The organism is Thiomicrorhabdus immobilis (genome assembly GCF_021654855.1).
Taxonomy (GTDB): domain Bacteria; phylum Pseudomonadota; class Gammaproteobacteria; order Thiomicrospirales; family Thiomicrospiraceae; genus Thiomicrorhabdus; species Thiomicrorhabdus immobilis.
This window is the reverse complement of record NZ_AP024202.1, coordinates 2,513,266-2,539,444: the sequence shown is the minus strand read 5'-3', so window position 1 is coordinate 2,539,444 and position 26,179 is coordinate 2,513,266. Positions and strand designations below refer to the sequence as shown.

The following is a 26,179-nucleotide window of genomic DNA, read 5'->3' as shown; positions in this document are numbered from 1 at the left end:
ACTGATAGAAAATACGGTTTTGGGTTATTTTATTATGTAATTTTTAAGTGTTCTGAGTGCTTTTTTAGAACTGTCTTAACACTTAATTTTCACGGCGAAACAGAGCGTTTTTTATAATTTTGCCAATAAAATTAGGTTGACTTTAAATGCGGATTTACATCTTAAATTTGCATTTTAAACAGCGATTATTCTTGGTTTTTTGAGCACTGAAAATAGTATACCTGTGAATAACTTTAAAACAAGGTTTTTTTCTGTGGATAACTCTGTGAACAAAGCATGTGGATAACTCAGGTTTTGCACTGGTTAACATATTGATAATATTGAATATCCTGCGGTTATTCAGTGGCCGCTAAAAAAGAGCATTTTAATGGCCAAAATAATGAGGAAAATCCCAAAGCCGCGTTTAAGGGTTTTTACCGGAAGTTGGTGTGCCCATTTCGCTCCGATTGGCGCAGTAAAATAACTGGCGATGACAATCCCAAAAAAAGCTGGCCAATAAACATAGCCGCTGGCCAATGGAGGAAGATTGGTGGCATCTAAGCCGGCAATCAAATATCCGATTGTCCCGGCAATGGCGACAGGAATACTGACCGCAGTGGAAGTGGCGATGGCTTGATGCATGGAGATATTGTTCCATACCAAATAAGGTGTGGTCAGGGTGCCTCCACCAATTCCGACTAAGGAGGATAGACTCCCGATGATTGTGCCCGAAAAAGTATTCCCTACCAGGCCGGGTAATTGTCTATTTGGACTGGGTTTCAAGGCTAATAGCATATTGATTGCGATAAGCAGTTCCAGAACACCAAAAATTTGTCCGAGTCGATTTGAGGCAATGAATTGCGAACTCCAACCACCAATAAAAGCCCCAAGTAACACTCCTGCGGTCAAGAGTTTAACGGCATCCCAGCGTACCGCACCGTGATTATGGTGGGCTCGAGCAGAGGAAAATGAGGTGATGACAATGGTGGCCAAAGAGGTACCAATCGCCAAGTGAACCACTTCCGATACATTCAAAAAATACAAAAAAGCGGTACTCAATACCGGCACAATCAACAAGCCACCGCCAATACCTAGCAGGCCTGCCGCAACACCCACAATGGCACCGGTGATTATATAGGTCAGCATTTCAAGTAAAAAAATCGGTTCTAGCATAGTGTGTCTGTTATCGGTAAGAGGTTGTTAAAAGGCTGATATCAGCCAATGAATATAGACCATTAGTATAAATTAAGTCATACTCAATGAAATGGAATACTTTATTGAGATAGGTTTGAGCGGTCTGTTTTTAGCCGCTTTTTTCGCCGCTACGATTTTGCCGATTGGTTCGGAAGTGGTTTTGGTTGCTTTATTGTTGAGTGACTTTAACCCTTTAGAGGTCGTTGCGGTTGCCACTCTAGGCAATGTGTTAGGTTCGGTGGTGAATTATGTTATCGGTTTTTTTGGCAGCGCTTTTTTAATCCATCGAGTGTTCAAGATTTCCGATGAAAAATTCAACCAAACCCAACAGCGTTTTCAAAAGTGGGGTACCGTGAGTTTGCTTTTGGCGTGGGTTCCTATAATAGGCGATCCGCTTACAGTGATCGCCGGAGTGTTAAGAGTCAATATCTGGTTGTTTTTGTTGTTGGTCACCGTAGGTAAGCTGGCACGTTATATTGTAGTGGCTTATACGACACTCAATATATCGTGATTAATTATAATGACCAGGCCTGGTCGCTTTAATAAGTTAATTTAAAACAATTTATATACAACCTGTTGTAGTCATTTTCATTTATACCACTAGGGCTTATGCTTTTGTGATTTGAATATAAAATAAGTCTAATATTTATTGGTTGAATTGTTGTTTTCTTGTTGATAACTCTATATAATTCCCGTTTTTCCGAATCCGGAATAGAAATTTTAAGGACAGTGACATGAAACGTACATTTCAACCAAGCGTAATCAAGCGTGCACGTACTCACGGTTTCCGTGCTCGTATGGCGACTAAAAACGGGCGTAAAGTATTAGCGGCTCGTCGTGCTAAAGGACGTAAGCGTTTAATTCCATAATCGATTAAACGTACTGTGCTTGGTCTACAAGCACAGTAAATCTTCTGGGGGAGTTCATGAATTCTAAACAAGAGTTATCAGCTCGCCCGGAGACCCTCTCTTCTTCTCAACAAGCGAAAAATGACTTTCCTAAGTCTAATCGATTGTTATCTCCAAAGTCTTACTCTCACGTATTTGCTCAAGCCGAACGATTCGGTAATCGTAATTGGACCTTAATTGTGCGTCCGAATAATGAAGAATTCCCTCGTCTTGGACTGGCTATCGCGAAAAAGCAATTACAACGTGCCGTTTGGCGAAATAGAGTAAAAAGAATTGCAAGAGAAGCATTTCGCTCACATAAGAAAGCATTAAGTGGGTATGATATTGTGGTTTTGGGTCGTAAAGGCATGCAAGAGATTGATAACAAGACGTTGCATGATAGCTTTTTACACCTGATTCGCAAAATCCACAAAAGTAAATTAAAAAATCGTCCCTAAAAATAAGATTTACAAAGAGTATCACACATGAATATGAGATCAATTTGGTGGTTAGCGTTGGCCTTTACGTTAACTTGGATATGGCTAGAATGGACCCAGTTTACTGCTCATAAAACGCAGCAAACTTTAGAAACGAGTACGGCGCAAGAAGTGCCGATGGCAAGCCAAAATGCTGTCGTTTCAGCGGCTAACCCTGCGGCATCTGATGTTCCCGGTGCGCATGTCGGTGGTGTGCAAAATGGTGCTGTACCGGTATTGCAAAACGGTATTACCCAGGGTCAACGTATTCATGTTACGACAGATACTCTTGATTTAATCATCGATACCAATGGTGGTGATATTCGTGATGCTAAGTTGCTGAAATACGGAGCAAGTCACGATCACTCTCAGCCATATCATTTGATGTCAGACTCTGGCCCATTGGTCTATATGGCGCAAAACGGTTTGGCCACGCAAAAAGACGCTAAATTACCTGCGCCAACGCATAAGAGTGTGTATCAAGCCTCACAGACCCGTTATGAGATGACTGGCGATACTTTGGTTGTTCCTTTAACCTGGTCGCAAGACGGTATAACCGTTACCAAAACTTATACTTTCACTAAAGGAAAGTATTTGGTGGATGTGGCCTATAAGGTAGACAATGCAACACAAGAGTCTTGGACGGGTAGTTTGTATTCTCAGTTAGTGCGTAACCGCCATAACCCTGATGAAAACTTCATGATGTATACCTACACGGGCCCAGTTCTTTATGATGGTAACGCTGAAGATAAATACGTTAAACATTCGTTTGATGATCTAACCAAAGAAGCGATTTCTGGCCGTACCGTTACCGGTGGCTGGGCGGCGATGATCCAGCAGTATTTCTTAACTGCGTTGATTCCTAGTCAAACAGAACAAAATAGCTACTACGCCAAGCCTTTAGGGGATGATCGTTATGCGGTCGGTGTGGTTGAGCCTTTGGTTGAAGTTGCGGCTGGACAGAGTTCTGTCTTGAATTCCGCTCTTTATATCGGTCCAGAATCGCAAGATAAGTTAGCGGCGATTGCTCCTGGTTTAGAATTAACCATCGACTATGGTATTTTAACGTTCTTGGCAGAACCGATTTTCTGGTTGCTGGAGAAAATCCATAACGTGGTGGGTAACTGGGGTGTGGCAATCATCTTATTAACGCTGCTGATCAAGTTAGTGTTCTACAAGTTATCAGAAACCAGTTACCGTTCTATGGCGCGCATGAAGAAGTTCCAGCCTAAGCTGCAACAGCTAAAAGAGAACTATGGCGATGATAAGGTTATCTTCCAGCAGAAGATGATGAAACTCTATAAAGAAGAGAAAATTAACCCATTGGGTGGTTGTTTACCTATCTTTATTCAGATGCCGGTATTCATCGCGCTTTACTGGGTACTGTTGTATTCGGTAGAGATGCGCCAAGCACCGTTTATGCTATGGATTGAAGACCTGTCTGCACAAGATCCTTACTTCATCTTACCGGTGATTATGGGGATTACCATGTACATCCAGCAGAAGCTTAACCCATCTGCGATGATGGACGAGATGCAACAGAAAGTCATGAAGATGTTGCCATTTATCTTCACCATCTTCTTCCTATGGTTCCCTGCAGGTTTGGTTCTATACTGGGTTGTGAATAACATTCTTTCGGTAACACAGCAGTGGTATATCACGCGTAAAATTGAAGCTGGCGAAGAGAAATAGAGGAACAGAAGATGCATTTAACTTATCAAAAGCTGGGTACAGATCACCCGATGTATGGCAAAGTGGAAGCGTTGGTGGCAGATGGCACCAAGCCCATCTGTTACAAAACCAAAGATGGTTACATCCCTTTAGAAGAAGGCGCGGCTCCGGTGGTGGCCTCTTCTGAAGCGACTGAAGTGAACACTAAGCCACTTTATGTTTTATCGTTCAAAGTGAATGATGAAGCTGAAGAGATGACATTCACGTCAAAGAAAAAGTTGGATAAAACCATCGCTTTGTTCAGTGAAAAAGAATTTATCAGTGACTTAAAAACGACTACCCACAATATTGTGGCGTAGTCGCTGGTTTTACTACCAGAAGATAAGTTTTAAAGCGCCCTTTTAAGGGCGTTTTTTGTTTTTAACCAGGCCTGTTAATTTTATTTGGAACTTTTATGGAATTTGACAATATTGATACGATTGCCGCCATTGCCACTGCACCAGGACGAGGAGGGGTTGGTATTGTGCGTGTTTCCGGTAAGAAGTCAGCGCAAATCGCCCAAGCCGTTTTAGGTAAGTTGCCACAGCCAAGGTATGCGCATTATGGCAACTTTTATGCAGAAGATGGATCGGTTTTAGACCAAGGTATTGCGTTGTATTTTCCAAATCCCAATTCCTTTACTGGTGAAGACGTTCTTGAATTGCAAGGCCATGGTGGTCCGGTGGTATTGCAATGGCTATTGAGTCGTGTGGTTGAACTGGGTGCACGCTTGGCTGAACCTGGTGAATTCTCTAAACAAGCGTTTATGAACGACAAGTTGGATTTGGCTCAAGCAGAAGCGATTGCGGATTTAATCGAAGCGTCTTCAGACCAAGCGGCTAAGTCGGCGATGCGTTCTCTGCAGGGCGATTTCTCACGAGAAGTGAATACCTTGGTAGAAGAGTTGACCCAGTTACGGATTTATGTGGAAGCGGCGATTGATTTTCCTGAAGAGGAGATTGATTTCTTATCGGATGGAAAAGTCGCCGGACAGTTACAACATATCTTAGACCGACTGCATATCGTGTTTGAATCGGCCAAGCAGGGTGCTTTATTGCGTGAAGGCATGTCGGTGGTGATTTTAGGTCGTCCGAATGCCGGTAAATCGAGTCTGTTGAATGCATTATCGGGTAAAGAGAGTGCGATTGTGACCGATATCGCCGGCACCACACGTGATATTGTCAAAGAAGAAATCAATATCGACGGTATGCCATTACACATTTTAGATACAGCAGGGGTGCGTGAAGCCACCGACCAGGTTGAACAAATCGGAATTGAGCGCGCTTGGCAGGCGTTAGACAGCGCCGACCGGGTTTTGGTGATGTTGCAAGCCGGTGAAGCGATTCATGAAGAAGATCAAATTATCTTGGATAAGTTACCTCCACATATTCCGGTCACCCTGGTGCGCAATAAAATCGACTTAATCGACCATGCACCTATGGTGGAAGTTGAAGCGGACACCGGACGTACCGTGATTTGGTTGTCGGCAAAGCACAAATTGGGGTTAGAAGCTTTACAAGAGCATTTGAAAACCGAGATGGGCTATGCACAAACCGCCGAAGGGGTCTTTATGGCACGTAAACGTCATTTGGATGCTTTACAAACCGCATTGGATTGGACTGTAAACGGTCAGCAGCAACTTGAACAGTTTGCAGCGGGTGAGCTTTTAGCCGAAGATTTGCGTTTAGCTCAGGAAGCTTTGGCCGAGATTACCGGCCGATTCACTTCTGATGATTTGCTTGGGCGAATCTTTACCTCTTTTTGTATTGGTAAATAGATTCTGCCCATATTGATGCGCTGATTGTTTCTACAAACACGAGAAAATTGATTAGAATTGATGGGATGCGTTTTATTGGTTCACAGGCTAAGTGTCAGGGCTGGGGAATCATGTCAATTGATGATAAGGAAAAACCATGAGTATTAAGAAAGGGCTGTTTGTGACGTTAACCAGCGCGCTATTGTTGGCGGGCTGTCAAGAGCAAGCGTCTACTGAGGGAACTCCGGTTACCATTCCGGTGGTTAAAACCATCGCTCTTTCCAACTTAAGTGTGCAACCGCAATGGAGTTTAACCGGTACCATTAGCGCACGTTATACCTCCAATCTGGCATTTCGTGTTGGCGGGAAAATCACTCAAAGACTGGTTAACAGTGGTGATAGTGTCAAACCTGGACAAGCCTTATTTAAATTAGACCCTACCGATTACCAACTTGCACTTGATGTCATCTTGGCCGACATTCGTGCGACTGAAGCACAAATACACAACGCCAAACTAGAGTTGGAACGTTTCAAAAAATTATTGCAACGCAGTTTAACCGCCCAACAAAATGTGGATCAGGCGCAAAGCAATCTCACTGTTTTAGAAGAGCGTTTAAAGTCGCTAACCCTTCAGGAAAAGCAGGCGAGAAACCAGCTGGAATACACTTCATTAGAATCACCAGGCCTGGGTAAAATTTTAAAAGTGCAAGCCGAAGAGGGAGAAGTCGTGGCGACCGGTTATCCTGTGGCTTCCATCGCCTTGGCAGGTGAGCGAGAAGTCGTGGTGCAAGTACCGGAAAGCCGTATTCAAACTCTGCCGATGAACGCCCAAGTTAAAATCTATGGTTCAGAACGTTTGTTGAACGTTAAGCTACGAGAGCGTGAAGCGAGTGCGGATGCCTTAAGCAGAACCTGGACAGCGCGTTATCGATTTGAAGAAGGCAGCGCACAAGTTCAGCACTATCTGGAATCGTTGAATTTAGGACAAACGGCCACTTTGTTTTTTGAATCGGTCGGCAATCTTATTAAGGTGCCGAATAGCGCCTTATATGAGCAAGGTGATTTTGTTTCTATTTGGCAGGTGAAAGACAATCATGTCAAACGGCTGCCGGTCAAAATCAAGAGTATTTCAGAGGAGTCGGCTTGGATTGAAGGCGACTTTAGTGATGTCAGCCATATCGTTTCTTTGGGTGTGCACCAATTGAATGAAGGTCAAGCGGTTAAGGAGTCGCTTGAATGAATCGCTTTAATGTCTCCGCCTACGCGGTTAAAGAGCGTTCATTAACCCTCTATTTTATCTTGGTTGTTGCCATTGCCGGTGTATATGCCTTTCTACATATGGGGCGCGCCGAAGACCCGACTTTTAATGTCAACACCATGGTGGTTTCCGCTAGCTGGCCCGGAGCCACTGCTCTTGAGATGCAAAACCAGGTGGCCGACCCTTTAGAGAAAAAGCTCGAAGAGATTGAGTATTTTGACCGTGTAGAAACAAAAGCGCGAGCCGGGCGAGTGGATATGCTGATTACCTTGGCAGAAGATACGCCGATGGAGTTGACGCAACAGCTTTATTACCAAGTACGAAAACGCCTAGGCGATGAAGCGATAAACCTTCCAAATGGCGTGCAAGGACCGTTTTTTAATGATGATTTTGAAGATGTCTATTTCACTTTATATAGCCTAACGGCGCCGGATTGGCCACAAGCCAAATTGGTGAAAGAGGCGGATAAAATGCAAATTGCGTTGCGTCAGGTACAGGGTGTAAAAAAAGTCAGTCTGATTGGTGAGCAAGCGCAACGTATTTACATTGACCTGGACAAACAGCAACTTGCGCAAATGGGTTTGGCCATTCAAACCGTGCAACAAGCAATCAACGGCCAATTGGCGGTCACCGCCTCCGGGTTTATCGAAACTTCGGGGCCGCGTCTGTATTTACGTAGTGGCCAACTAGCAAGCAATCGTACCGATACGGTTGAGCAAATCAAACAGCTACCAATCACTATCGGTCATCAACAGGTTCTATTGCAAGACATCGCCCAAGTTTACCGAGGTTATGAAAACCCGCCTAGCTATTTGGTTCGTAGCAAAGGTGAACAAGCGTTATTGCTTGGTGTGGTCATGAAGCCGGGGGTTAACGGCCTTGAACTCGAAAAGCATTTGCAGCAGTTTGAAAAACAGTATCAAGATTTTTTACCTTTAGGCATTCAATTAGATAAGGTCACCAATCAGGCGGATGCCATCCATAGCGCTGTATCGACTTTTGAACTCAAGTTTTTAACCGCCTTGTTTGTGGTATTGATCGTCAGCTTGATTACGTTGGGCTTAAGAGCCGGATTGATCGTCTCTTTAGCGGTTCCCTTGACCTTAGCCATGACTTTTATGTTTATGTTCATAGACGGCTTGAACTTTGACCGCATCACCTTAGGCGCCTTGATTATCTCTTTAGGATTATTGGTAGATGACGCCATTATCGCCATTGAAATGATGTTGGTGAAGATGGAAGAGGGCATGGACAAGGTTAAGGCGGCGGCTTATTCCTGGACGGTCACGGCAGCACCGATGTTGGTCGGTACTTTGGTGACGGTAGTTGGCTTTTTACCGATTGGTTTAGCTAACTCCAGAGTGGGAGAGTATGCCGGTAACATCTTTTGGGTGCTGGGCATCACATTGATTGCCTCTTGGATTGTAGCGGTGTATTTCACCCCGTATCTTGGCGTACGAATCCTTGCTGTTAAAGGCCATGCTTCGGAATCAAATCATGCGGCTAAAAAAGATATTTACGACACCAAGACTTATCGAGCTTTAAGGCGCCTTATTACCGCCTGTGTGCGCCATAAGCTTTGGGTGGTGGTGTTCACCGTAGCGGTATTTGTATTGGCGGCCATCGCCATGAAAACCACCGTGGTCAAACAGTTTTTCCCGAGTTCAGACCGCCCGGAGTTGATGGTGGATATTTATCTGCCCGAGGGAACGGGAATTAATGTCACCAATGCCGTGAGTATGCGAGTTGAAGAGCTGATTAATCAATATGATGAGGTCAAATCTTTATCGGCTTATGTGGGGCGTGGCGCACCGCGTTTCTTCTTGGCGTTAAATCCGGAGTTGACCAATCCGGCTTTTGCCAAAATTATTGTGGTCACTCACGATAAAGACGCACGTGATGCATTGCAACAAAAGTTAATTGCCAAAATCAATCAAGGTCTGTTCCCTGAGGCGCGCGTAAGAGTTCACCCTCTCCTCTTTGGACCGCCAGTGGTATGGCCGGTTACCTTTAGAGTGGTCGGGCCAGATCCGAATGAACTGCGCCGCATTGCCAACGATTTAAGGGTACTCATCGGTCAACAAGATTTTGCGATTGATCCGCATTTACAATGGGGGCAGCGTGCACCCATATTAAATATCAATATGGATAAAGCTCGATTAGCCCAGCTTGGGTTAACCAGCCAGGATGTGGCCGAGCAGTTGCAAACCCAACTACAAAATCGTCCGGTCGCCCAGGTTCTTGAGCAAATTCGTACCGTGAATGTGGTGTTAAGAGCCAATCAGGAAACACGAGCCAAAGTGGGTGAGTTAGGCAGTATCTTGATTAAAACCCCTCAGGGTGTGGCTTTACCGTTAGAGCAGTTGGGTAAAATTGAAGTGGGTTATGAAGACCCGATTCTTGAACGCAGAAACCGAGAACTTTATTTGTCGGTGAATAGTGAAGTGGTGACGGGAATGCAGCCTCCCGTTGCGACTAAGATTATACAAGCCAAGATGCAGCCTATCATTGATGCGTTACCGTTGGGCTATCGCATCGATGTCGGTGGCTCTGTTGAAGAGTCCAGTAAAGCCGAAGCGTCTATTCAAGCGATGATGCCGTTGATGTTATTGGCGATGACCTTGCTGATTATGTTGTTGGTCAAGTCGTTCAGCACCTTGTTTATGGTGATGATTACCGCACCGTTAGGCTTGATTGGTGCGGTTTCCGCCATGTTGCTGTTTAACCAGCCGTTTGGTTTTGTGGCTAATTTGGGCTTAATCGGCCTGGCTGGGATTTTAATGCGAAATACTTTGATTCTAACCGGACAGATTGATGACAATGTGCGTCAAGGAATGGTATTGGGAGATGCGGTGATTGACGCGACAATTCGCCGTGCACGTCCGGTTGTGTTAACCGCCGTTGCCGCGATGTTGGCGTTTATTCCGTTAACCACCTCAACCTTTTGGGGGCCGATGGCGTATGTGTTGATTGGCGGCATAGGCATAGGAACCATTCTAACCCTGTTGTTTTTACCAGCATTGTATTCGCTTTGGTTTAGAGTCAAGTTAGCTCATTAAGGAGTGGTGATGTTACGTTTTTGGATATTGGCTTTCGGTCTATTGGTTTTTCAATCGGCGGTAAAGGCGGACGGTGCTCAGGAGGCAGAATTTTGGCAAGCACTGCAGACTGGCGGCAAAGTGCTGTTAATGCGTCATGCTGAAATCGACCGTTCTTTTGGGGATTCTTTTCTATTGGATGAGAGCTGTTTCAGCGAAAAGAATCTAAATGAAATCGGGCGTAATCAGGCTAAATCGGTCAATCAAGCGTTTAAAATGCATGGTATTAAAATCGATAAAGTATTGGCCAGCCCGCACTGTCGAACCAAAGAAACCGCAGAGTTGGCTTTTGGTCGGTACCAAGTTGAACCTTTACTGCGTTTAACCAAAGCTTTAACCGTTGAAAAAGCGAATGACAATCTACAAAAATTGCGTTTGATGATTGGTGAATATCGAGGTCAAGGCAATTTAATCCTGGTGACGCATCGTCCTAATATCGGTGAATTGGCGCTGATTCGTGTCGAACCTGCCGAAATGCTGGTGTTACAACCGTTGGGAGATGGTTTGTTCGATGTTATCGCGCGTTTAAAGCTTCAATAATTTTCAACTATTTAATCTCACCAGGCCTGGTTACTCTAATTCAAATGTCTTATCCCATCCCTACACAACAAACTGTGGCTGAAATTGAAATCAAGAAAAGCCGTTTTATCGCTTACGCTAAAGGCATTGCCAGCAGAGAAGAGGGTATGCTTTGGCTGGAGGAGATTAAGGCACAATACCCTGATGCGCGCCACCATTGTTGGGCTTACCTGATTGGTAACCCAAAATGTGCCGCCAATGCCGGAATGGGCGATGATGGTGAGCCATCCGGAACAGCAGGTAAACCGATTTTAAACGTGCTAAATCACAAAGGCGTGGGTGATGTCATGATTATCGTGGTGCGTTATTTCGGTGGCATAAAATTAGGTGCTGGCGGGTTAACCCGTGCATACGGCCAAGCGGCTCAAGCGGTGATGGAAATTCTGCCAACCGAGCAGCAGGTTGAAATGGATGGCTTGCAAGTGAACTGCAGTTTTGCACAAGAGCAACAAGTCCGTCATTTAGTGGGGCTTGCCGAAGGTACGGTGGATGATGTTGGTTATTCACAAAATGTAGCCATGATGGTTTCGGTTCCTTCTACCAGCTTAGAAGCTTTTCAACAATCGTTAACCGCCAATGGTTGCGAATTTAAACTCTTGTCAATGTAATCCATTAAATCCGATTCCAAGAGATCCCATTCAAGCAATACCTTTGGCATAGCTTGCTGAATTCATTTCAACCACTTCTACCGTTATAACCGTCTTCATTGCGGCATAGCCTTTCAATACGGACAACAGTGATTCAGATAAGATCTGCTGTTCTTGATTGCTACGCCCGCCATGTATTCGACATTGAACATGTATGAAACCATTGAAATTGGTTGCAAGCTTAAAGGTGTTTATCGGATGAAGTCGCACCTTGATATTGGATGCTTCAAATAACCTTGTGTTTGTAACGGCATTAAACAAGTCATGCAGTAGCGTTTCTTGACTCTTTGCATCTAGGCTAGCTATTGAGTATTCGATAATGATATGTGGCATAGATAATGTATTTTGGAAAAATAGGATGAACGGTTGCTTGATTATAAATCAAATTATTTTCTGATAGCGCCAACAAAATAAAAATTATTGATTAGTATTGATTATGCAAAGGGTTTATTCTGAGTTAATAAGATGAGTTAAATCTTATTTATTAATAAGGAGAATGAAATGTCTAAATTATTGATACAAACATTATTTACAGCGGCGGTGATGACCTTAGCTACGCCATCTTTTGCTGATGAAGTTGAGCCTATTTATGGAAGCCAGCTAATGACCCAGCAAGAGCGTCAAGAGCACCGACAAGCCATGCAGTCTGCAAAAACAGCAGAAGAGCGTGAACAGATTCGTCAGCAAAACCACGAAAAAATGCGTTTACGTGCCCAGGAGAAAGGTGTGACTTTGCCTGATGAAGCCCCAATGAATCGTGGACACATCAATCAAAATGATAGACCTGGTATGGGTCGTATGATGAAAGATTAATTGTCATAGAGAATTGATTCAATATTAGCTGATAATGACGGTCTTAAGACTTGTTGTTATCAGCTAACTCAGTATCAGTTAACTTAAATGATGTTGCTTGATGATTTCTATTTGTGCTGAATAATCCGTTTCTGCTGTAGGTGCAGAGTCGAGTGGGTTATTAGCCTTTTGAGGATTGTTTAATAAAGTGTGAAAAGTGCCAGCCACACATTCTGCAAGTGGCTTAAGATTGTATCCACCGCCCAGTGAGAAACTGATTCGTCCATTGCAAATCTGCTGTGCAGAGTTTACACATCTCTCAACAAGTTGATTAAAACCTTTCACACTCATTTGGTGTCCTGCTAAAGGATCTTGCCAATGTGCGTCATATCCGGCAAATACAATAATATGTTCTGGTTGAAAGGATTCAAGTTTTTTATGTATCACTTCGTCATACACGCCTAAATAAGTATTGTCACCAGCGCCCTTTTGAAAAGGGCAATTTACAATGGTGCCTTTGGCGTCATCATGGCCTGTGAATTCCAAACCACCGGTCAGAGGCCAATAGGGGTGTTGATGGATTGATATCGCCATAATCGATGGGTCGTTTGCCGTTAGGTCTTGAGTACCATTTCCATGATGGACATCAAAGTCGATAATCGCAACTCTTTTAACCCCGCGTTCTTGTTGTAGCGCTCTAGCAGCAATAACGTCACTGTTGAATATGCAAAATCCCATTGCCCTGTCTTCAAGTGCGTGATGTCCAGGCGGGCGTAATAAAGCAAATCCGGTATCGACTAGACGATCATAAACCGCTAAATTGAGGTTGATGGCACTACCCGCCGCCATGCGTGCCGCATCAAAGGTGTACTTATTAATATAGGTGTCTTGTTGGTACTCATCAAAATAACCAGGTTCTTCATCACTCATGACTTCTATTTGGTCTATATAACCTTGGCTATGAGCCCATAACAACTCTTCATTAAATGCCAATCGACCTTTTACCGGTGTAAGTTGACGCCATATATCTTGTTGAGTGAGCGCCTCATCAATCGCAATCAACCGTTTAGCGTTTTCAGGATGGTCGACTTGATTGTGTTTATAGAATAATTGATCCAAAACCACACCTACTTTTGGATTGGTTCGGTTAGGAGAGTTCTGGTTCGCTAATAAAGGTGCAGAAGAGCCCATTGTGAGTAATGCTGAAGCCTGTTGTATAAACAAACGTCTCGATAATTGTAGTTTGTGCTGGTTAGACATACAAAAAACCTCTTCTAATGAAATTATTCAGTTCAGTTTAGCCATAAAACAGACGACATAAAAGAATAAGCAGGCCTGGTAGGATGAATATAGTATTAATTTAAAATAAAAAACCGATAAAAAACAGGGTTTGCAGAGGAGAAAATAATAAAAATGTGGATAAAACTGTGGATAAAAGGTGGGTAAAATGGGGTTAAGTCGTGTGATGGTGTTAAATGTAAAAAAAGTGTCAAAAAGGTGAAAAAAGAGGTTGCGTTGTGGGCGGATATGGTTAGAATACGCACCTGTTCCAACGCAGACACGGAAAACAAGCTACTAAGTGGCGAGTAGAAGTGGTTGGAACAGCGCTTAGCGTTAGGGTTCATATGAATGAAGTTTAACGAAGCGGGTAAGAAAAAAGTTGAAAATAATTTAAAATAAATTGTTGACAATGAATTGATTATCCACTTATAATAAGCGGCTTACCGAGAAGGAAAAGCACTGAGTTGCTTCTTCTTCTCGAAGAGACCTAAGTTCTTTAAAAATCAGGTAATTCAGAGATAATTTATGTGGAAACTCCTTAAGTGAGTGACCAAATAAAAAATCTCGATTTTTGACAAATATGTATATTGGTAATGAATAATTTATTATTTATTTATCATGTTTCACTTTGTCAATTCCGAGTGTTTATTTCCAGAGATGGAATTGAAATATATCAGCAAGATTAAACTGAAGAGTTTGATCCTGGCTCAGAATGAACGCTGGCGGTAGGCTTAACACATGCAAGTCGGACGGAAACGATGAAAAAACTTGTTTTTTCAGGCGTCGAGTGGCGGACGGGTGAGTAACGCGTGGGAATCTACCCTATAGTTGGGGACAACGTATGGAAACGTACGCTAATACCGAATATGCTCTACGGAGTAAAGGTGCCCTCTCCTTGGAAGGTATCGCTATAGGATGAGCCCGCGTGAGATTAGCTAGTTGGTGAGGTAATGGCTCACCAAGGCGACGATCTCTAGCTGGTTTGAGAGGATGATCAGCCACACTGGGACTGAGACACGGCCCAGACTCCTACGGGAGGCAGCAGTGGGGAATATTGCACAATGAGCGAAAGCTTGATGCAGCCATACCGCGTGTGTGAAGAAGGCCCGAGGGTTGTAAAGCACTTTCAATTGGGAGGAAGGTTAAGTAGTTAATACCTGCTTAATTTGACGTTACCTTTAGAAGAAGCACCGGCTAACTCTGTGCCAGCAGCCGCGGTAATACAGAGGGTGCAAGCGTTATTCGGAATTACTGGGCGTAAAGCGCGCGTAGGCGGACTATTAAGTCAGTTGTGAAAGCCCTGGGCTCAACCTGGGAACTGCATCTGATACTGGTAGTCTAGAGTTTAAGAGAGGGAAGTGGAATTCCAGGTGTAGCAGTGAAATGCGTAGATATCTGGAGGAACATCAGTGGCGAAGGCGACTTCCTGGCTTAAAACTGACGCTGAGGTGCGAAAGCGTGGGTAGCGAACGGGATTAGATACCCCGGTAGTCCACGCCGTAAACGATGTCAACTAGTTGTTGGTCTTATTAAAAAGATTAGTAACGAAGCTAACGCGATAAGTTGACCGCCTGGGGAGTACGGTCGCAAGATTAAAACTCAAAGGAATTGACGGGGGCCCGCACAAGCGGTGGAGCATGTGGTTTAATTCGATGCAACGCGAAGAACCTTACCATCCCTTGACATCCTGCGAACTTTCTAGAGATAGATTGGTGCCTTCGGGAACGCAGTGACAGGTGCTGCATGGCTGTCGTCAGCTCGTGTCGTGAGATGTTGGGTTAAGTCCCGCAACGAGCGCAACCCTTATCTTTAGTTGCTACCATTTAGTTGAGAACTCTAAAGAGACTGCCGGTGATAAACCGGAGGAAGGCGGGGACGACGTCAAGTCATCATGGCCCTTATGGGATGGGCTACACACGTGCTACAATGGGGGGTACAAAGAGCAGCCAACTGGCAACAGTGCGCGAATCTCAAAAAACCCTTCGTAGTCCGGATTGGAGTCTGCAACTCGACTCCATGAAGTCGGAATCGCTAGTAATCGCGGATCAGAATGCCGCGGTGAATACGTTCCCGGGCCTTGTACACACCGCCCGTCACACCATGGGAGTGGATTGCAAAAGAAGTAGGTAGCTTAACCTTCGGGAGGGCGCTTACCACTTTGTGGTTCATGACTGGGGTGAAGTCGTAACAAGGTAGCCCTAGCGGAAGCTGGGGCTGGATCACCTCCTTTAAGATAAAAAAGGTTGCGAGCTTAAGTGAGTTTTCACATAAATTGTCTCTGAATTACATGAAAGTATAGTGAACGACCCGGGTCTGTAGCTCAGTTGGTTAGAGCGCACCCCTGATAAGGGTGAGGTCGGTGGTTCAAATCCACCCAGACCCACCAATTTTGGCTGCTTTGAATCTTTTTACTTGCTCATTTGCTGATAGCAAACTTCGCAACTAAAAAAATCCAAATCATCTCAAAATACTATTGGGGCTATAGCTCAGCTGGGAGAGCGCCTGCCTTGCACGCAGGAGGTCTGCGGTTCGATCCCGCATAGCTCCACCAATACTACTCTTAATGAGTTTTGGTTTAAGTTGAAAGATTTAAATGCAGAGTTTATTAACAGTACTATTGGTTGTTTTAGTCAAAGCGATTTGATTGAAACGGACAAAACTGAAAGTTCTTTAACAATTTGGAATAGATCTCTCGATTGAGGATTTTAGATACAAGCTTCTTATTTAGTTAAGAGGTAGTTGGTCTAAGAACTCAATCAAATGAGAAGCCTATGTCACAGCCGACATTTGTGACATAGGTGTGGTAAGTATCCCTTCCAGGTGCTTACCACGCAAACTGGATAACGAATCTGGTTCTTAGGAATCGGAAGAGTTATCAAGTATAGGTAAAATATATAATTGAGAATACTCAAGCGTATATCATGACAGCGAAAAACTTTTAGTTGCGTACACTCATCAGACCTTATAAACAGAAGCTTAGTTATTAAATGGTATAGCTACCAAATTAAGTGGAGTTAACAAAAGGCATAAGGTTATTTTTGAGTTGTATAGTTAAGTGACTAAGCGTACACGGTGGATGCCTAGGCAGAAGAAGGCGATGAAGGACGTAGTAACTTGCGATAAGCCACGGGGAGCCAGTAAACATGCTTTGATCCGTGGATTTCCGAATGGGAAAACCCATCCAATATGGATATCCTGCTTGCAGGAGGCTAACCCGGGGAACTGAAACATCTAAGTACCCGGAGGAAAAGAAATCAACCGAGATTCCCTAAGTAGCGGCGAGCGAACGGGGACCAGCCCTTAAGCATTTATAAGATTAGTAGAATAGTCTGGAAAGTCTAACGATACAAGGTGATAGTCCTGTATACGAAAATCTTTTAAGTGTGAAATCGAGTAAGACGGGACACGAGAAATCCTGTTTGAACATGGGGGGACCACCCTCCAAGGCTAAATACTCTCTTCTGACCGATAGTGAACCAGTACCGTGAGGGAAAGGCGAAAAGAACCCCTGAAGGGGAGTGAAATAGAACCTGAAACCGTGTACGTACAAGCAGTAGGAGCAGACTTGTTCTGTGACTGCGTACCTTTTGTATAATGGGTCAGCGACTTACATTATGTAGCGAGATTAACCGAATAGGGGAGTCGTAGGGAAACCGAGTCTTAAATGGGCGTTTAGTTGCATGGTGTAGACCCGAAACCGGGCGATCTATCCATGGCCAGGTTGAAGGTGCCGTAACAGGTACTGGAGGACCGAACCCACGTATGTTGAAAAATGCGGGGATGAGCTGTGGATCGGAGTGAAAGGCTAATCAAGCCCGGAGATAGCTGGTTCTCCTCGAAAACTATTTAGGTAGTGCCTCATGTCTTACTGTTGGGGGTAGAGCACTGTTATGGTCTAGCGGTCCGTCAAGGATTAGCAGCCCATTGCAAACTCCGAATACCAACAAGTACAATCATGGGAGACAGACTGCGGGTGCTAACGTCCGTAGTCAAGAGGGAAACAACCCAGACCGCCATCTAAGGTCCCTAAATATTACTAAGTGGGAAAGGATGTGGGAAGGCTCAGACAGTCAGGAGGTTGGCTTAGAAGCAGCCACCCTTTAAAGAAAGCGTAATAGCTCACTGATCGAGTCGGCCTGCGCCGAAGATTTAACGGGGCTAAGTAATATACCGAAGATGCGGATGCATGTTTACATGCATGGTAGAGGAGCGTTCTGTAAGCCTGCGAAGGGGCATTGTAAAGTGTCCTGGAGGTATCAGAAGTGCGAATGCTGACATGAGTAGCGATAAAGGGAGTGAAAAGCTCCCTCGCCGAAAGACCAAGGTTTCCTACGCAACGTTAATCGACGTAGGGTTAGTCGACCCCTAAGACGAGGCCGAGAGGCGTAGTCGATGGGAAGCAGGTTAATATTCCTGCACTTTTTATTACTGCGATGGAGGGACGGAGTAGGCTAGATCAGCTTGGCGATGGTTGTCCAAGTTTAAGGATGTAGGCATGTATCTTAGGCAAATCCGGGATACTTTATGCTGAGACCTGATGACGAGTCCTCTTTTGGACGAAGTGATTGATGCCATGCTTCCAAGAAAAGCTTCTAAGCTTCAGGTAATAAAAAATCGTACCCCAAACCAACACAGGTGGTCAGGATGAGAATTCTAAGGCGCTTGAGAGAACTCGGGTGAAGGAACTAGGCAAAATGGTACCGTAACTTCGGGAGAAGGTACGCCCCCTAAGGTGAAGGACTTGCTCCGTAAGCTTCTGGGGGTTGCAATAAAATGGTGGCTGCAACTGTTTACTAAAAACATAGCACTGTGCAAAATCGAAAGATGACGTATACGGTGTGACGCCTGCCCGGTGCCGGAAGGTTAATTGATGGGGTTAGCGTAAGCGAAGCTCTTGATCGAAGCCCCGGTAAACGGCGGCCGTAACTATAACGGTCCTAAGGTAGCGAAATTCCTTGTCGGGTAAGTTCCGACCTGCACGAATGGCGTAATGATGGCCACACTGTCTCCACCCGAGACTCAGCGAAATTGAAATCGCAGTTAAGATGCTGCGTACCCGCGGCTAGACGGAAAGACCCCGTGAACCTTTACTACAGCTTTGCACTGGACTTTGATACTATCTGTGTAGGATAGGTGGGAGGCTTTGAAGCAACAACGCCAGTTGATGTGGAGCCAATCTTGAAATACCACCCTGATATTATTGAGGTTCTAACCTAGGCCAGTGAATCCTGGTCAGGGACAGTGTATGGTGGGTAGTTTGACTGGGGCGGTCTCCTCCTAAAGAGTAACGGAGGAGCGCGAAGGTACCCTCAGCACGGTCGGACATCGTGCAATGAGCGCAAGAGTAAAAGGGTGCTTGACTGCGAGACTGACACGTCGAGCAGGTGCGAAAGCAGGTTCTAGTGATCCGGTGGTTCTGTGTGGAAGGGCCATCGCTCAACGGATAAAAGGTACTCCGGGGATAACAGGCTGATACCGCCCAAGAGTTCATATCGACGGCGGTGTTTGGCACCTCGATGTCGGCTCATCACATCCTGGGGCTGAAGTCGGTCCCAAGGGTATGGCTGTTCGCCATTTAAAGTGGTACGCGAGCTGGGTTTAGAACGTCGTGAGACAGTTCGGTCCCTATCTGCCGTGGGCGTTGGAAAATTGAGAGGGGCTGCTCCTAGTACGAGAGGACCGGAGTGGACGAACCGCTGGTGTTCGGGTTGTCATGCCAATGGCATTGCCCGGTAGCTATGTTCGGAAAGGATAACCGCTGAAAGCATCTAAGCGGGAAACCTGCCTCAAGATAAGTTTTCCCTAGACTTTAAGTCTTCTGAAGGGCCGTTAGAGACTATGACGTTGATAGGCAAGGTGTGGAAGTGCAGTAATGTATGAAGCTAACTTGTACTAATTACCCGTGAGGCTTAACTATACAACTCAAAAGTGACTTGTAAGATGATGAAAATCAACGACAAGCGATGTTGTGATATACCTTGAGTATACTCAAATAGATACCGAATACTGATAGTTAGATCTATTCCAAAGAATTTTACGAGGTTGACTACCGTCAGCCCGTAACACCAAATTGCTTGGTGACAATAGCAAGATGGAACCACCTGATCCCATTCCGAACTCAGAAGTGAAACGTCTTAGCGCCGATGGTAGTGTGGGAGGTCCCATGCGAGAGTAGGTCATTGCCAAGCTTATATTCTAAAAACCCGCCCTGTGCTCAGCACTCGGCGGGTTTTTTTTTAGGTTTTATTTTGTATTCTATTTATCACCTTATAGAAGATAATCCTGCGATTCAGTAGAATAGAGGTATTAATTGATAGGAGGCCTCATGGGTGGACAAGTAACCGTTAAAGCAAGTGGAGTGATGTCTATGGTAAGTAAGGTACCGTGGATGTTGTTTATTATTGGTTTTCTATTGGTAGCGGAATATTTCAATCTAGCATTGGAAGGTACCGTTGGTTATACCTTCATTACATTGGCTGTGATAGTGCTTTTTATCGAGATGTTTAAATCGGGTGATGTTAGCCCTTTATCTTTCCTATTAGACCAATTTTGGGCGGTTATTACAGTTATCCTTGCAAGTGGATTATTAACCTATTTATGGTTTGTCACAGGTAAAGAGCCTACGTTCTTTCACTGGATCGGTTTTGCAATCATCTTGGCCGATGCCCTGATCAATCCGTTTAACTCTTTCCGTACGGCGTTACGTAATCTAGATGTACCTAACTAATGACTGCTTCAAATCAAACAACTGCCAATAAGAGTTTATTAGGGAAATCCACACCATATTGTAGCCAGTATGATGCTAAATTACTGTTTCCTATCCCACGTCAGGAAAAGCGCGATGAATTGGATATCACCCCTGATGACTTACCTTTTCAAGGGTTGGATATTTGGACCGCTTTTGAAGTATCTTGGTTGAATTCCAAAGGTAAACCTATTGTTGCTATTGCCGAATTTGCATTTCCTGCGGATTCTGAGTTCCTGATTGAATCTAAGTCGTTTAAGCTGTATCTCAATTCATTTAATGGAACACGTTTCGCTTCGCAGCAAGAGGTTGTTGACCTTTGGATCAAGGATTTGTCGAAAGCTTGTGGTGAAGAGGTTGCGGTAGACCTTAGAAGTCTGGATTCTGATGAATCGTTACTCGGTAAATTACCTGGGGTCAATTTAGACGATTTGGATATTGAAGTTGATAGCTATTCAGTTGCGCCTGATTTACTTGAACTAGAACGATCCAATGAGTTGGTAGAAGAGACGGTGAATAGTCATCTGTTAAAATCCAATTGCCTTGTGACTGGACAGCCAGATTGGGGTTCCGTCGTTATTCGTTATCATGGAATGAAAATCAACCATGATTCCTTGTTGAAGTATTTAATCTCTTTTAGGGAGCACAATGAGTTTCATGAACAATGTGTTGAGCGTATATTCACTGATATTATGAAGATTTGCTCTCCACAAAAGTTAACGGTATATGCGCGTTATGTAAGACGCGGTGGACTGGATATCAATCCATACCGTTCAAACTTTGAGGATGAATTTGATATTTCTAGAACATTGAGACAATAGATGTTGTTGAGGTTTATGAATTTCTTTGTCGGTTTGTTTGGCTATGAGTGGGTAAAGGTAGATAATCCTAATAAAAATTTAGCAGATGAGAGTGTCGCCGATGAAGGCTGGGACGATTTAGATCAAAATGTTCCCCATTATAAGTTGAGGAAGAAGTCTTTCTATTGATATCTAGCCGTTGAACTCACCAGGCCTGGCCAGTTTATTTTTTGTTTATTTATGATTTAAATTCATTATTACCTACTGTAAATAGGCCACGCTTTTCAAGGGGGAATGACAATGTCTGAACATGATGTAATTGATATTAAAAATGCCCTTAAGGCAAAACAGTTGATTGAGAGTTTTGATCAGAACCTAGCTCGATTGATGACTCATGGCGCTGATGAAAATGAAGTGGAAGCCTATACTATAGATTTATTGTCTGAATGGCTTGAGGAAGCGATTGAGAATGGGGTGAACCCACAAGAGTTAAGTAAACGAGCTAACCAATTGGCTCAGTTTGCATTTAGTCGGGGTTATTCTCAGCATGAAGTGGAAGAGCTTCTGACCATGCGTCCTAACCCCAATGGAAAACGTCCAATTTAAACCCTTCCTAATGTTTTCATTTACCACTAATGATTCAGTTTAATTTCCCCAATCTTGCCGAGTATTCTATTGATGGCTTTCAAATCTGGACGGTAACTCCTCGGTGCATCTGCTGGGTTTCCATTGCTTAAAGCTCCGGCACAGGTCAAACGATAAACATTCGGTTGTTGTTTAGATTTTAGATAGATATGGATCAAGTCCATGGTTTCCGGACGCTGTTCCATCCCTAAGCCAAGAAATCCGATAAAAGTCATAGAGTCGGTTTGGCTATTGTTTGTAGAATTAAACGCAAGCTGAGTCCCGGATAGATCAGCTTGTGCTATCGCTTCCTCGTCAACATTTACAGATGTGATCTGAAATGTTTCTGGCAAAACCACCTGCTTGTGCTCACTTAAGTTGGTGACCTCAACACGACAGTGTTGTTCGGAATGATCAAAGCCTCCCGTGTTTGCCGAGCCATGTTGGATATAAGCACGCGCACTATTCGGAGCGATCTCTATCGCTTGTTTGAGAATGAAAGAGTCATTAGGCTGGATTTCCATATTATTGGTTGAATAGGGCATTGACGAGCAACCGGCTAAGGAAATCATAATTAGTGGGAAAATGTATGCTTTATAGCTAAGGAGGCGCTTATTAAATAACGTTATCTGCATTTTAATGTCCTTAAGATTATTTGGTAAATATGAACTAGCTTGGTAGATGAATCATCAAACTAAAATTTACTCTTAATATTCAGAGATAGCAAGAAGCATCGTTTCGCCTGTTTATTCTTGTTGTGTGATTATGGTTATAAATACAAATTTAGGTCTAAATAAAGTCTACAAGACTAGAGTTTTCTAGGTTACGCAAATGGATGATTCTTATGGTAAAATATTTAGCTATTTGCAGTAAAAAGAATCGTAGTATCGATACGCTCAAGTGGGTTAAATCTCGCTGTTTTTAGGGTGTTTAACGGGTGAAACGGTTTTTGAGTGGCTTTATTTAAAGGTGGGTTATGCATTCCGAAAGTTCAAAATATGACGTCATAGTTGTTGGCGGTGGTCATGCTGGTACAGAAGCCGCGTTAGCTTCTGCACGCATGGGTTTGCAAACCTTGTTGCTTACGCATAATATCGATACCCTTGGGCAGATGTCTTGCAACCCGGCCATTGGTGGGATTGGTAAAGGTCATTTAGTTAAAGAGATCGATGCTATGGGTGGTGCTATGGCCATGGCAATTGATGAAGCTGGGATTCAGTTCCGTATTTTGAATGCCTCTAAAGGCCCTGCGGTGAGAGCGACTCGTGCCCAGGCTGACCGAGTACTTTATCGCCAAGCGATTCGTATGCGCCTAGAAAATCAAGAAAACCTAACTCTGTTTCAACAGCCTGTTGAAGATGTGATTTTAGAAGGCGATTCCATTCGCGGTGTGGTCACTAAAATGGGATTGAGTTTTTACGCGAATCAAGTGGTTTTAACCGTAGGGACTTTTCTAGCTGGCCGTATTCATATTGGCCTACAAAATTATGAAGGTGGGCGTGCAGGTGATGAGCCAGCCAATCGATTGGCTGATCGTTTAAGAGAGATGAATCTACCGGTTGGTCGTTTAAAAACGGGAACTCCACCACGTATTGATGCGCGTACGGTCAACTTTGAAGCAATGCAAGTTCAGCATGGTGATGATCCTGTTCCCGTATTCTCTTACATGGGTAAAGCTTCAATGCATCCTAAACAGATTCCTTGTTATATCACCTATACCAACTCAAAAACACATGATGCGATTATGGCTTCTTTGGATCAGTCGCCTATGTATTCTGAACAGGGTGAGATTGACAGCGTTGGCCCGAGATACTGCCCTTCCATTGAAGATAAGGTGATGCGTTTTGCGGATAAAGATAAACATCAGGTGTTTATCGAGCCTGAGGGGTTAACGACAACCGAGCTTTACCCTAACGGGATTTCCACCAGCTTACCTTTTGCTACCCAGCTACAGATTGTGCACTCCATGCAAGGTTTGGAAAATGCCAAGATTATGCGACCTGGTTATGCGATTGAGTACGATTATTTTGATCCGCGCGGTTTGAAAGCAACCTTGGAAACTCAAGCGATTAAAGGCCTGTATTTTGCCGGACAAATCAACGGTACCACAGGTTATGAAGAGGCGGCCGCCCAAGGCTTGTTAGCCGGAATCAATGCCGCTCGTAGGGCTCAGCTTAAAGAACAATGGTTCCCTCGTAGAGATGAAGCTTACTTGGGTGTATTGGTCGATGACCTGATAACCATGGGGACAACAGAACCGTATCGGATGTTCACCTCTCGAGCCGAATACCGCTTGATGTTGCGTGAAGATAATGCCGACCAGCGCCTTACACCAATTGCACGTGAAATGGGCTTGGTGGATGATGTTCGTTGGGCGGCTTATCAAAACAAATTAGAAAGCTTGGAGCAAGAAGTCGCTCGCTTAAAAGATACTTGGATTTATCCATCGCATCCAGAAGCCAAGCAGGCTGAAGCGCTGATGGAGCTACCTTTGAGTAAAGAGCAAACCTTGTTTGACCTGCTTAAACGCCCTAATGTGCAATACAATGCGTTAGCCACCCTGGAAGCCTTTGGCGAAGGGGTTGAAGACTCGGCTGTTGTTGATCAGATTGAGATTGAAGCCAAGTATTCCGGTTATATTGATCGTCAAATTCAACAGATTGATAAAATGAAACGTTCCGAGTCGGTTAAAATCCCTGAGGATTTGGATTTGGATAAAATTTCTGGTTTATCAAACGAGGTTAAGCAGAAGTTACGTGACCATAAGCCGGAGAATTTAGGCATGGCGGGGCGTATTCAAGGCATTACTCCTGCCGCGATCTCAATCTTACTGATTGAGATTAAAAAATTTCGTTCACAACAACACTCGGCTTGATATAAATGGAACAGTTAAGAGCAGTGCTTATTGAAGGTTTGGATAATCTTCAAATTGAATTATCAGCCGAGCAAATAGACAAGCTAATGGCCTATTTAGCCTTACTTCAAAAGTGGAATAAGGTATACAATTTAACCGCCATTCGAGATCCACAAGAGATGTTAATTAAACATTTACTGGATAGTTTGGCAGTTGTTCCTTATATTAAGCAAAATCGAATTATTGATGTGGGAACTGGTGGAGGGTTGCCTGGGATTCCGTTGGCGATTTGTTTTCCTGAAAAACAGATCGATTTGTTAGACAGTAATAGCAAGAAAACCCGATTTTTAATCCAAGCTAAAGCTGAACTGGGACTTGTGAATACCCAGGTAATTCATAGTCGAGTTGAAGAATACCAGCCAGAACCATTGTATGAGGCCGTTATTTCAAGGGCTTTTGCTTCCATTCAAGACATGTTGGACTGGACACACCATTTGATTCCACAAGGTGGGATTTGGTGGGCGATGAAAGCACAGAAAGATTTTGAAGATTTAACCAAGTTACCAGGCCTGGTTAAAGTAGAAGACGTGATTGAGCTTCATGTTCCAAAACTAAATGCAGAGCGCATGTTAGTAAAAGGTTCCAAGCAAGCCAGTTAGGTCAAAAGTTAATCATTTTAAAACCACTTTAGAGGCATATTCGACGTGGGAAGAGTTATTGCAGTTGCAAACCAAAAGGGCGGCGTGGGTAAAACCACCACGAGTGTGAACTTGGCCGCTGCACTTGGGCGTTTAAACAAAAAAGTATTGTTGATTGATTTAGACCCACAAGGTAATGCAACCGTTGCAATTGGTGTCGATAAGGATCAGCTTAATGCCTCGGTATTTGAAGTGTTGGTTGGTGAAATGAAAGCTAAGGCGGCTATTGTGCATGTGGAGCAGGCTAATCTTGATTTAATGCCCGCCAATGGCGATTTAACGGCTGCAGAGGTCGCGCTTTTAGAAGAGGATATGGGGCCTAAAAGACTTCGTAAAGCGTTGCGAAAAATTCGCGAAAACTATGATGTCATCATCATAGATTGCCCGCCAACATTGAATATGCTGACGCTGAATGCCCTTGCTTCGGCAGATGGTATTTTAGTGCCAGTGCAGTGTGAGTTTTTTGCGCTTGAAGGGTTATCCGCTCTGATGGATACGATTGATACCGTGCAAAGCCAGTTGAACGCAACCTTGCATATCGATGGCCTTTTGAGAACCATGCATGATAGACGTAATAATCTCGCCAATGATGTTTCTAATGAACTGGTCGCGCATTTTGGGATGAAAGTCTTACAGACCATTATTCCGCGTAATGTACGCCTGGCAGAAGCACCGAGTTATGGTGAATCCATTCTAGATTACGATGCAACATCAAATGGTGCGATTGCTTATCTTGCTCTCGCTAACGAACTTATTCGTAAAACACAGTTATAACTTATTGATCAAAAGGTAGGAATTTTC

The 26,179-nt window shown here is 44.0% G+C and carries 21 protein-coding genes, 2 tRNA genes and 3 rRNA genes; 22 read left to right on the top strand and 4 right to left on the bottom strand.

All coding sequences use genetic code 11. The features are described from left to right. Window positions 1-339: 339 nt before the first annotated feature. On the bottom strand, window positions 340-1,152 hold the full coding sequence (locus tag L6421_RS11475) for a sulfite exporter TauE/SafE family protein (RefSeq protein WP_237261922.1): 813 nt from the start codon (window positions 1,150-1,152) through the stop codon (window positions 340-342). Between the two features lie 91 nt (window positions 1,153-1,243). On the opposite strand from L6421_RS11475, the gene L6421_RS11470 reads away from it, so the two are divergent. The 10 genes from L6421_RS11470 (at window position 1,244) to L6421_RS11425 (ending at window position 11,545) form a co-directional block, all read left to right on the top strand. After that, complete coding sequence (locus tag L6421_RS11470; RefSeq protein WP_237261921.1) at window positions 1,244-1,684, top strand: YqaA family protein; 441 nt, start codon at window positions 1,244-1,246, stop codon at window positions 1,682-1,684. 223 nt (window positions 1,685-1,907) lie between these two features. Next, window positions 1,908-2,042, top strand: coding sequence for a 50S ribosomal protein L34 (gene rpmH / locus L6421_RS11465; protein ID WP_173274189.1), 135 nt, complete (start codon window positions 1,908-1,910; stop codon window positions 2,040-2,042). 56 nt (window positions 2,043-2,098) lie between these two features. Continuing rightward, on the top strand, window positions 2,099-2,518 hold the full coding sequence (gene rnpA, locus L6421_RS11460) for a ribonuclease P protein component (protein ID WP_237261920.1): 420 nt from the start codon (window positions 2,099-2,101) through the stop codon (window positions 2,516-2,518). 27 nt (window positions 2,519-2,545) lie between these two features. Continuing rightward, window positions 2,546-4,228 carry a membrane protein insertase YidC gene (yidC, locus tag L6421_RS11455; RefSeq protein WP_237261919.1) on the top strand — a complete coding sequence of 561 codons (1,683 nt, stop codon included), beginning with the start codon at window positions 2,546-2,548 and terminating at the stop codon, window positions 4,226-4,228. 11 nt (window positions 4,229-4,239) lie between these two features. Then, complete coding sequence (locus L6421_RS11450; protein WP_237261918.1) at window positions 4,240-4,566, top strand: hypothetical protein; 327 nt, start codon at window positions 4,240-4,242, stop codon at window positions 4,564-4,566. 95 nt (window positions 4,567-4,661) lie between these two features. Then, window positions 4,662-6,023, top strand: coding sequence for a tRNA uridine-5-carboxymethylaminomethyl(34) synthesis GTPase MnmE (mnmE, locus tag L6421_RS11445; protein ID WP_237261917.1), 1,362 nt, complete (start codon window positions 4,662-4,664; stop codon window positions 6,021-6,023). 136 nt (window positions 6,024-6,159) lie between these two features. Next, window positions 6,160-7,242: an efflux RND transporter periplasmic adaptor subunit gene (locus tag L6421_RS11440; protein WP_237261916.1), complete on the top strand. Its 1,083-nt coding sequence runs from the start codon at window positions 6,160-6,162 to the stop codon at window positions 7,240-7,242. Beyond that, the gene (locus tag L6421_RS11435; RefSeq protein WP_237261915.1) at window positions 7,239-10,319 is read left to right on the top strand and encodes an efflux RND transporter permease subunit; all 3,081 of its coding nucleotides are present in this window, start codon (window positions 7,239-7,241) and stop codon (window positions 10,317-10,319) included. The genes L6421_RS11440 and L6421_RS11435 overlap by 4 nt, the downstream gene beginning before the upstream one ends. A gap of 9 nt (window positions 10,320-10,328) precedes the next feature. Then, the gene (locus tag L6421_RS11430) at window positions 10,329-10,898 is read left to right on the top strand and encodes a histidine phosphatase family protein (RefSeq protein ID WP_237261914.1); all 570 of its coding nucleotides are present in this window, start codon (window positions 10,329-10,331) and stop codon (window positions 10,896-10,898) included. A 44-nt stretch (window positions 10,899-10,942) separates the two neighbouring features. Then, on the top strand, window positions 10,943-11,545 hold the full coding sequence (locus tag L6421_RS11425) for a YigZ family protein (protein WP_237261913.1): 603 nt from the start codon (window positions 10,943-10,945) through the stop codon (window positions 11,543-11,545). 30 nt (window positions 11,546-11,575) lie between these two features. Here the strand turns inward: L6421_RS11425 and L6421_RS11420 are convergent, their stop codons facing one another. Further along, window positions 11,576-11,917: a 5-carboxymethyl-2-hydroxymuconate Delta-isomerase gene (locus L6421_RS11420; protein WP_237261912.1), complete on the bottom strand. Its 342-nt coding sequence runs from the start codon at window positions 11,915-11,917 to the stop codon at window positions 11,576-11,578. Window positions 11,918-12,085: 168 nt separating this feature from the next. On the opposite strand from L6421_RS11420, the gene L6421_RS11415 reads away from it, so the two are divergent. After that, window positions 12,086-12,397 carry a hypothetical protein gene (locus L6421_RS11415; RefSeq protein WP_237261911.1) on the top strand — a complete coding sequence of 104 codons (312 nt, stop codon included), beginning with the start codon at window positions 12,086-12,088 and terminating at the stop codon, window positions 12,395-12,397. A 78-nt stretch (window positions 12,398-12,475) separates the two neighbouring features. Here L6421_RS11415 and L6421_RS11410 read toward each other — a convergent pair whose 3' ends face one another. Then, complete coding sequence (locus tag L6421_RS11410; RefSeq protein WP_237261910.1) at window positions 12,476-13,636, bottom strand: histone deacetylase family protein; 1,161 nt, start codon at window positions 13,634-13,636, stop codon at window positions 12,476-12,478. A gap of 705 nt (window positions 13,637-14,341) precedes the next feature. On the opposite strand from L6421_RS11410, the gene L6421_RS11405 reads away from it, so the two are divergent. The 8 genes from L6421_RS11405 to L6421_RS11370 all read left to right on the top strand — a co-directional run bounded on the left by L6421_RS11405 (window position 14,342) and on the right by L6421_RS11370 (window position 21,808). Next, window positions 14,342-15,887, top strand: a 16S ribosomal RNA gene (locus tag L6421_RS11405). Between the two features lie 79 nt (window positions 15,888-15,966). After that, window positions 15,967-16,043: transfer RNA gene (locus L6421_RS11400), tRNA-Ile, on the top strand. 89 nt (window positions 16,044-16,132) lie between these two features. Beyond that, a tRNA-Ala gene (locus L6421_RS11395) sits at window positions 16,133-16,208 on the top strand. A gap of 498 nt (window positions 16,209-16,706) precedes the next feature. Next, window positions 16,707-19,574, top strand: a 23S ribosomal RNA gene (locus tag L6421_RS11390). Between the two features lie 156 nt (window positions 19,575-19,730). Beyond that, window positions 19,731-19,845: ribosomal RNA gene (gene rrf / locus L6421_RS11385) — 5S ribosomal RNA — on the top strand. The 16S, 23S and 5S rRNA genes sit together here with 2 tRNA genes alongside, the layout of an rRNA operon. 137 nt (window positions 19,846-19,982) lie before the next feature. Continuing rightward, window positions 19,983-20,384, top strand: coding sequence for a hypothetical protein (locus tag L6421_RS11380; RefSeq protein WP_237261909.1), 402 nt, complete (start codon window positions 19,983-19,985; stop codon window positions 20,382-20,384). Further along, window positions 20,384-21,223 (top strand): NADPH-dependent 7-cyano-7-deazaguanine reductase QueF, encoded by an 840-nt coding sequence (gene queF / locus L6421_RS11375; RefSeq protein WP_237261908.1) that lies wholly within the window; start codon window positions 20,384-20,386, stop codon window positions 21,221-21,223. Before L6421_RS11380 ends, queF begins: the two co-directional genes overlap by 1 nt. Window positions 21,224-21,502: 279 nt before the next feature. Continuing rightward, window positions 21,503-21,808 (top strand): hypothetical protein, encoded by a 306-nt coding sequence (locus L6421_RS11370; protein ID WP_237261907.1) that lies wholly within the window; start codon window positions 21,503-21,505, stop codon window positions 21,806-21,808. A gap of 26 nt (window positions 21,809-21,834) precedes the next feature. Here L6421_RS11370 and L6421_RS11365 read toward each other — a convergent pair whose 3' ends face one another. Beyond that, window positions 21,835-22,461, bottom strand: a complete 627-nt coding sequence (locus tag L6421_RS11365) for a hypothetical protein (protein ID WP_237261906.1) — start codon at window positions 22,459-22,461, stop codon at window positions 21,835-21,837. A 341-nt stretch (window positions 22,462-22,802) separates the two neighbouring features. Here L6421_RS11365 and mnmG point away from each other — a divergent pair, with 341 nt between their 5' ends. Genes mnmG through L6421_RS11350 form a run of 3 tightly spaced genes read left to right on the top strand, consistent with a single transcriptional unit; the run spans window position 22,803 to window position 26,152 of the window. Then, window positions 22,803-24,701 (top strand): tRNA uridine-5-carboxymethylaminomethyl(34) synthesis enzyme MnmG, encoded by a 1,899-nt coding sequence (gene mnmG, locus L6421_RS11360; protein ID WP_237261905.1) that lies wholly within the window; start codon window positions 22,803-22,805, stop codon window positions 24,699-24,701. Window positions 24,702-24,706: 5 nt separating this feature from the next. Next, entirely contained in the window at window positions 24,707-25,339 is a 633-nt protein-coding gene (gene rsmG, locus L6421_RS11355; protein WP_237261904.1) for a 16S rRNA (guanine(527)-N(7))-methyltransferase RsmG, read from the top strand. 45 nt (window positions 25,340-25,384) lie between these two features. Further along, window positions 25,385-26,152: a ParA family protein gene (locus L6421_RS11350; RefSeq protein WP_237261903.1), complete on the top strand. Its 768-nt coding sequence runs from the start codon at window positions 25,385-25,387 to the stop codon at window positions 26,150-26,152. Window positions 26,153-26,179: the final 27 nt, after the last annotated feature.

Excerpts from the sequence above, each read along its gene's own strand:
- L6421_RS11475 (WP_237261922.1), bottom strand. The coding sequence starts at position 1,152 with ATGCTAGAACCGATTTTTTTACTTGAAATGCTGACCTATATAATCACC.
- L6421_RS11470 (WP_237261921.1), top strand. The coding sequence starts at position 1,244 with ATGGAATACTTTATTGAGATAGGTTTGAGCGGTCTGTTTTTAGCCGCT.
- rpmH (WP_173274189.1), top strand. The coding sequence starts at position 1,908 with ATGAAACGTACATTTCAACCAAGCGTAATCAAGCGTGCACGTACTCAC.
- rnpA (WP_237261920.1), top strand. The coding sequence starts at position 2,099 with ATGAATTCTAAACAAGAGTTATCAGCTCGCCCGGAGACCCTCTCTTCT.
- yidC (WP_237261919.1), top strand. The coding sequence starts at position 2,546 with ATGAATATGAGATCAATTTGGTGGTTAGCGTTGGCCTTTACGTTAACT.
- L6421_RS11450 (WP_237261918.1), top strand. The coding sequence starts at position 4,240 with ATGCATTTAACTTATCAAAAGCTGGGTACAGATCACCCGATGTATGGC.
- mnmE (WP_237261917.1), top strand. The coding sequence starts at position 4,662 with ATGGAATTTGACAATATTGATACGATTGCCGCCATTGCCACTGCACCA.
- L6421_RS11440 (WP_237261916.1), top strand. The coding sequence starts at position 6,160 with ATGAGTATTAAGAAAGGGCTGTTTGTGACGTTAACCAGCGCGCTATTG.
- L6421_RS11435 (WP_237261915.1), top strand. The coding sequence starts at position 7,239 with ATGAATCGCTTTAATGTCTCCGCCTACGCGGTTAAAGAGCGTTCATTA.
- L6421_RS11430 (WP_237261914.1), top strand. The coding sequence starts at position 10,329 with ATGTTACGTTTTTGGATATTGGCTTTCGGTCTATTGGTTTTTCAATCG.
- L6421_RS11425 (WP_237261913.1), top strand. The coding sequence starts at position 10,943 with ATGTCTTATCCCATCCCTACACAACAAACTGTGGCTGAAATTGAAATC.
- L6421_RS11420 (WP_237261912.1), bottom strand. The coding sequence starts at position 11,917 with ATGCCACATATCATTATCGAATACTCAATAGCTAGCCTAGATGCAAAG.
- L6421_RS11415 (WP_237261911.1), top strand. The coding sequence starts at position 12,086 with ATGTCTAAATTATTGATACAAACATTATTTACAGCGGCGGTGATGACC.
- L6421_RS11410 (WP_237261910.1), bottom strand. The coding sequence starts at position 13,636 with ATGTCTAACCAGCACAAACTACAATTATCGAGACGTTTGTTTATACAA.
- L6421_RS11380 (WP_237261909.1), top strand. The coding sequence starts at position 19,983 with ATGGGTGGACAAGTAACCGTTAAAGCAAGTGGAGTGATGTCTATGGTA.
- queF (WP_237261908.1), top strand. The coding sequence starts at position 20,384 with ATGACTGCTTCAAATCAAACAACTGCCAATAAGAGTTTATTAGGGAAA.
- L6421_RS11370 (WP_237261907.1), top strand. The coding sequence starts at position 21,503 with ATGTCTGAACATGATGTAATTGATATTAAAAATGCCCTTAAGGCAAAA.
- L6421_RS11365 (WP_237261906.1), bottom strand. The coding sequence starts at position 22,461 with ATGCAGATAACGTTATTTAATAAGCGCCTCCTTAGCTATAAAGCATAC.
- mnmG (WP_237261905.1), top strand. The coding sequence starts at position 22,803 with ATGCATTCCGAAAGTTCAAAATATGACGTCATAGTTGTTGGCGGTGGT.
- rsmG (WP_237261904.1), top strand. The coding sequence starts at position 24,707 with ATGGAACAGTTAAGAGCAGTGCTTATTGAAGGTTTGGATAATCTTCAA.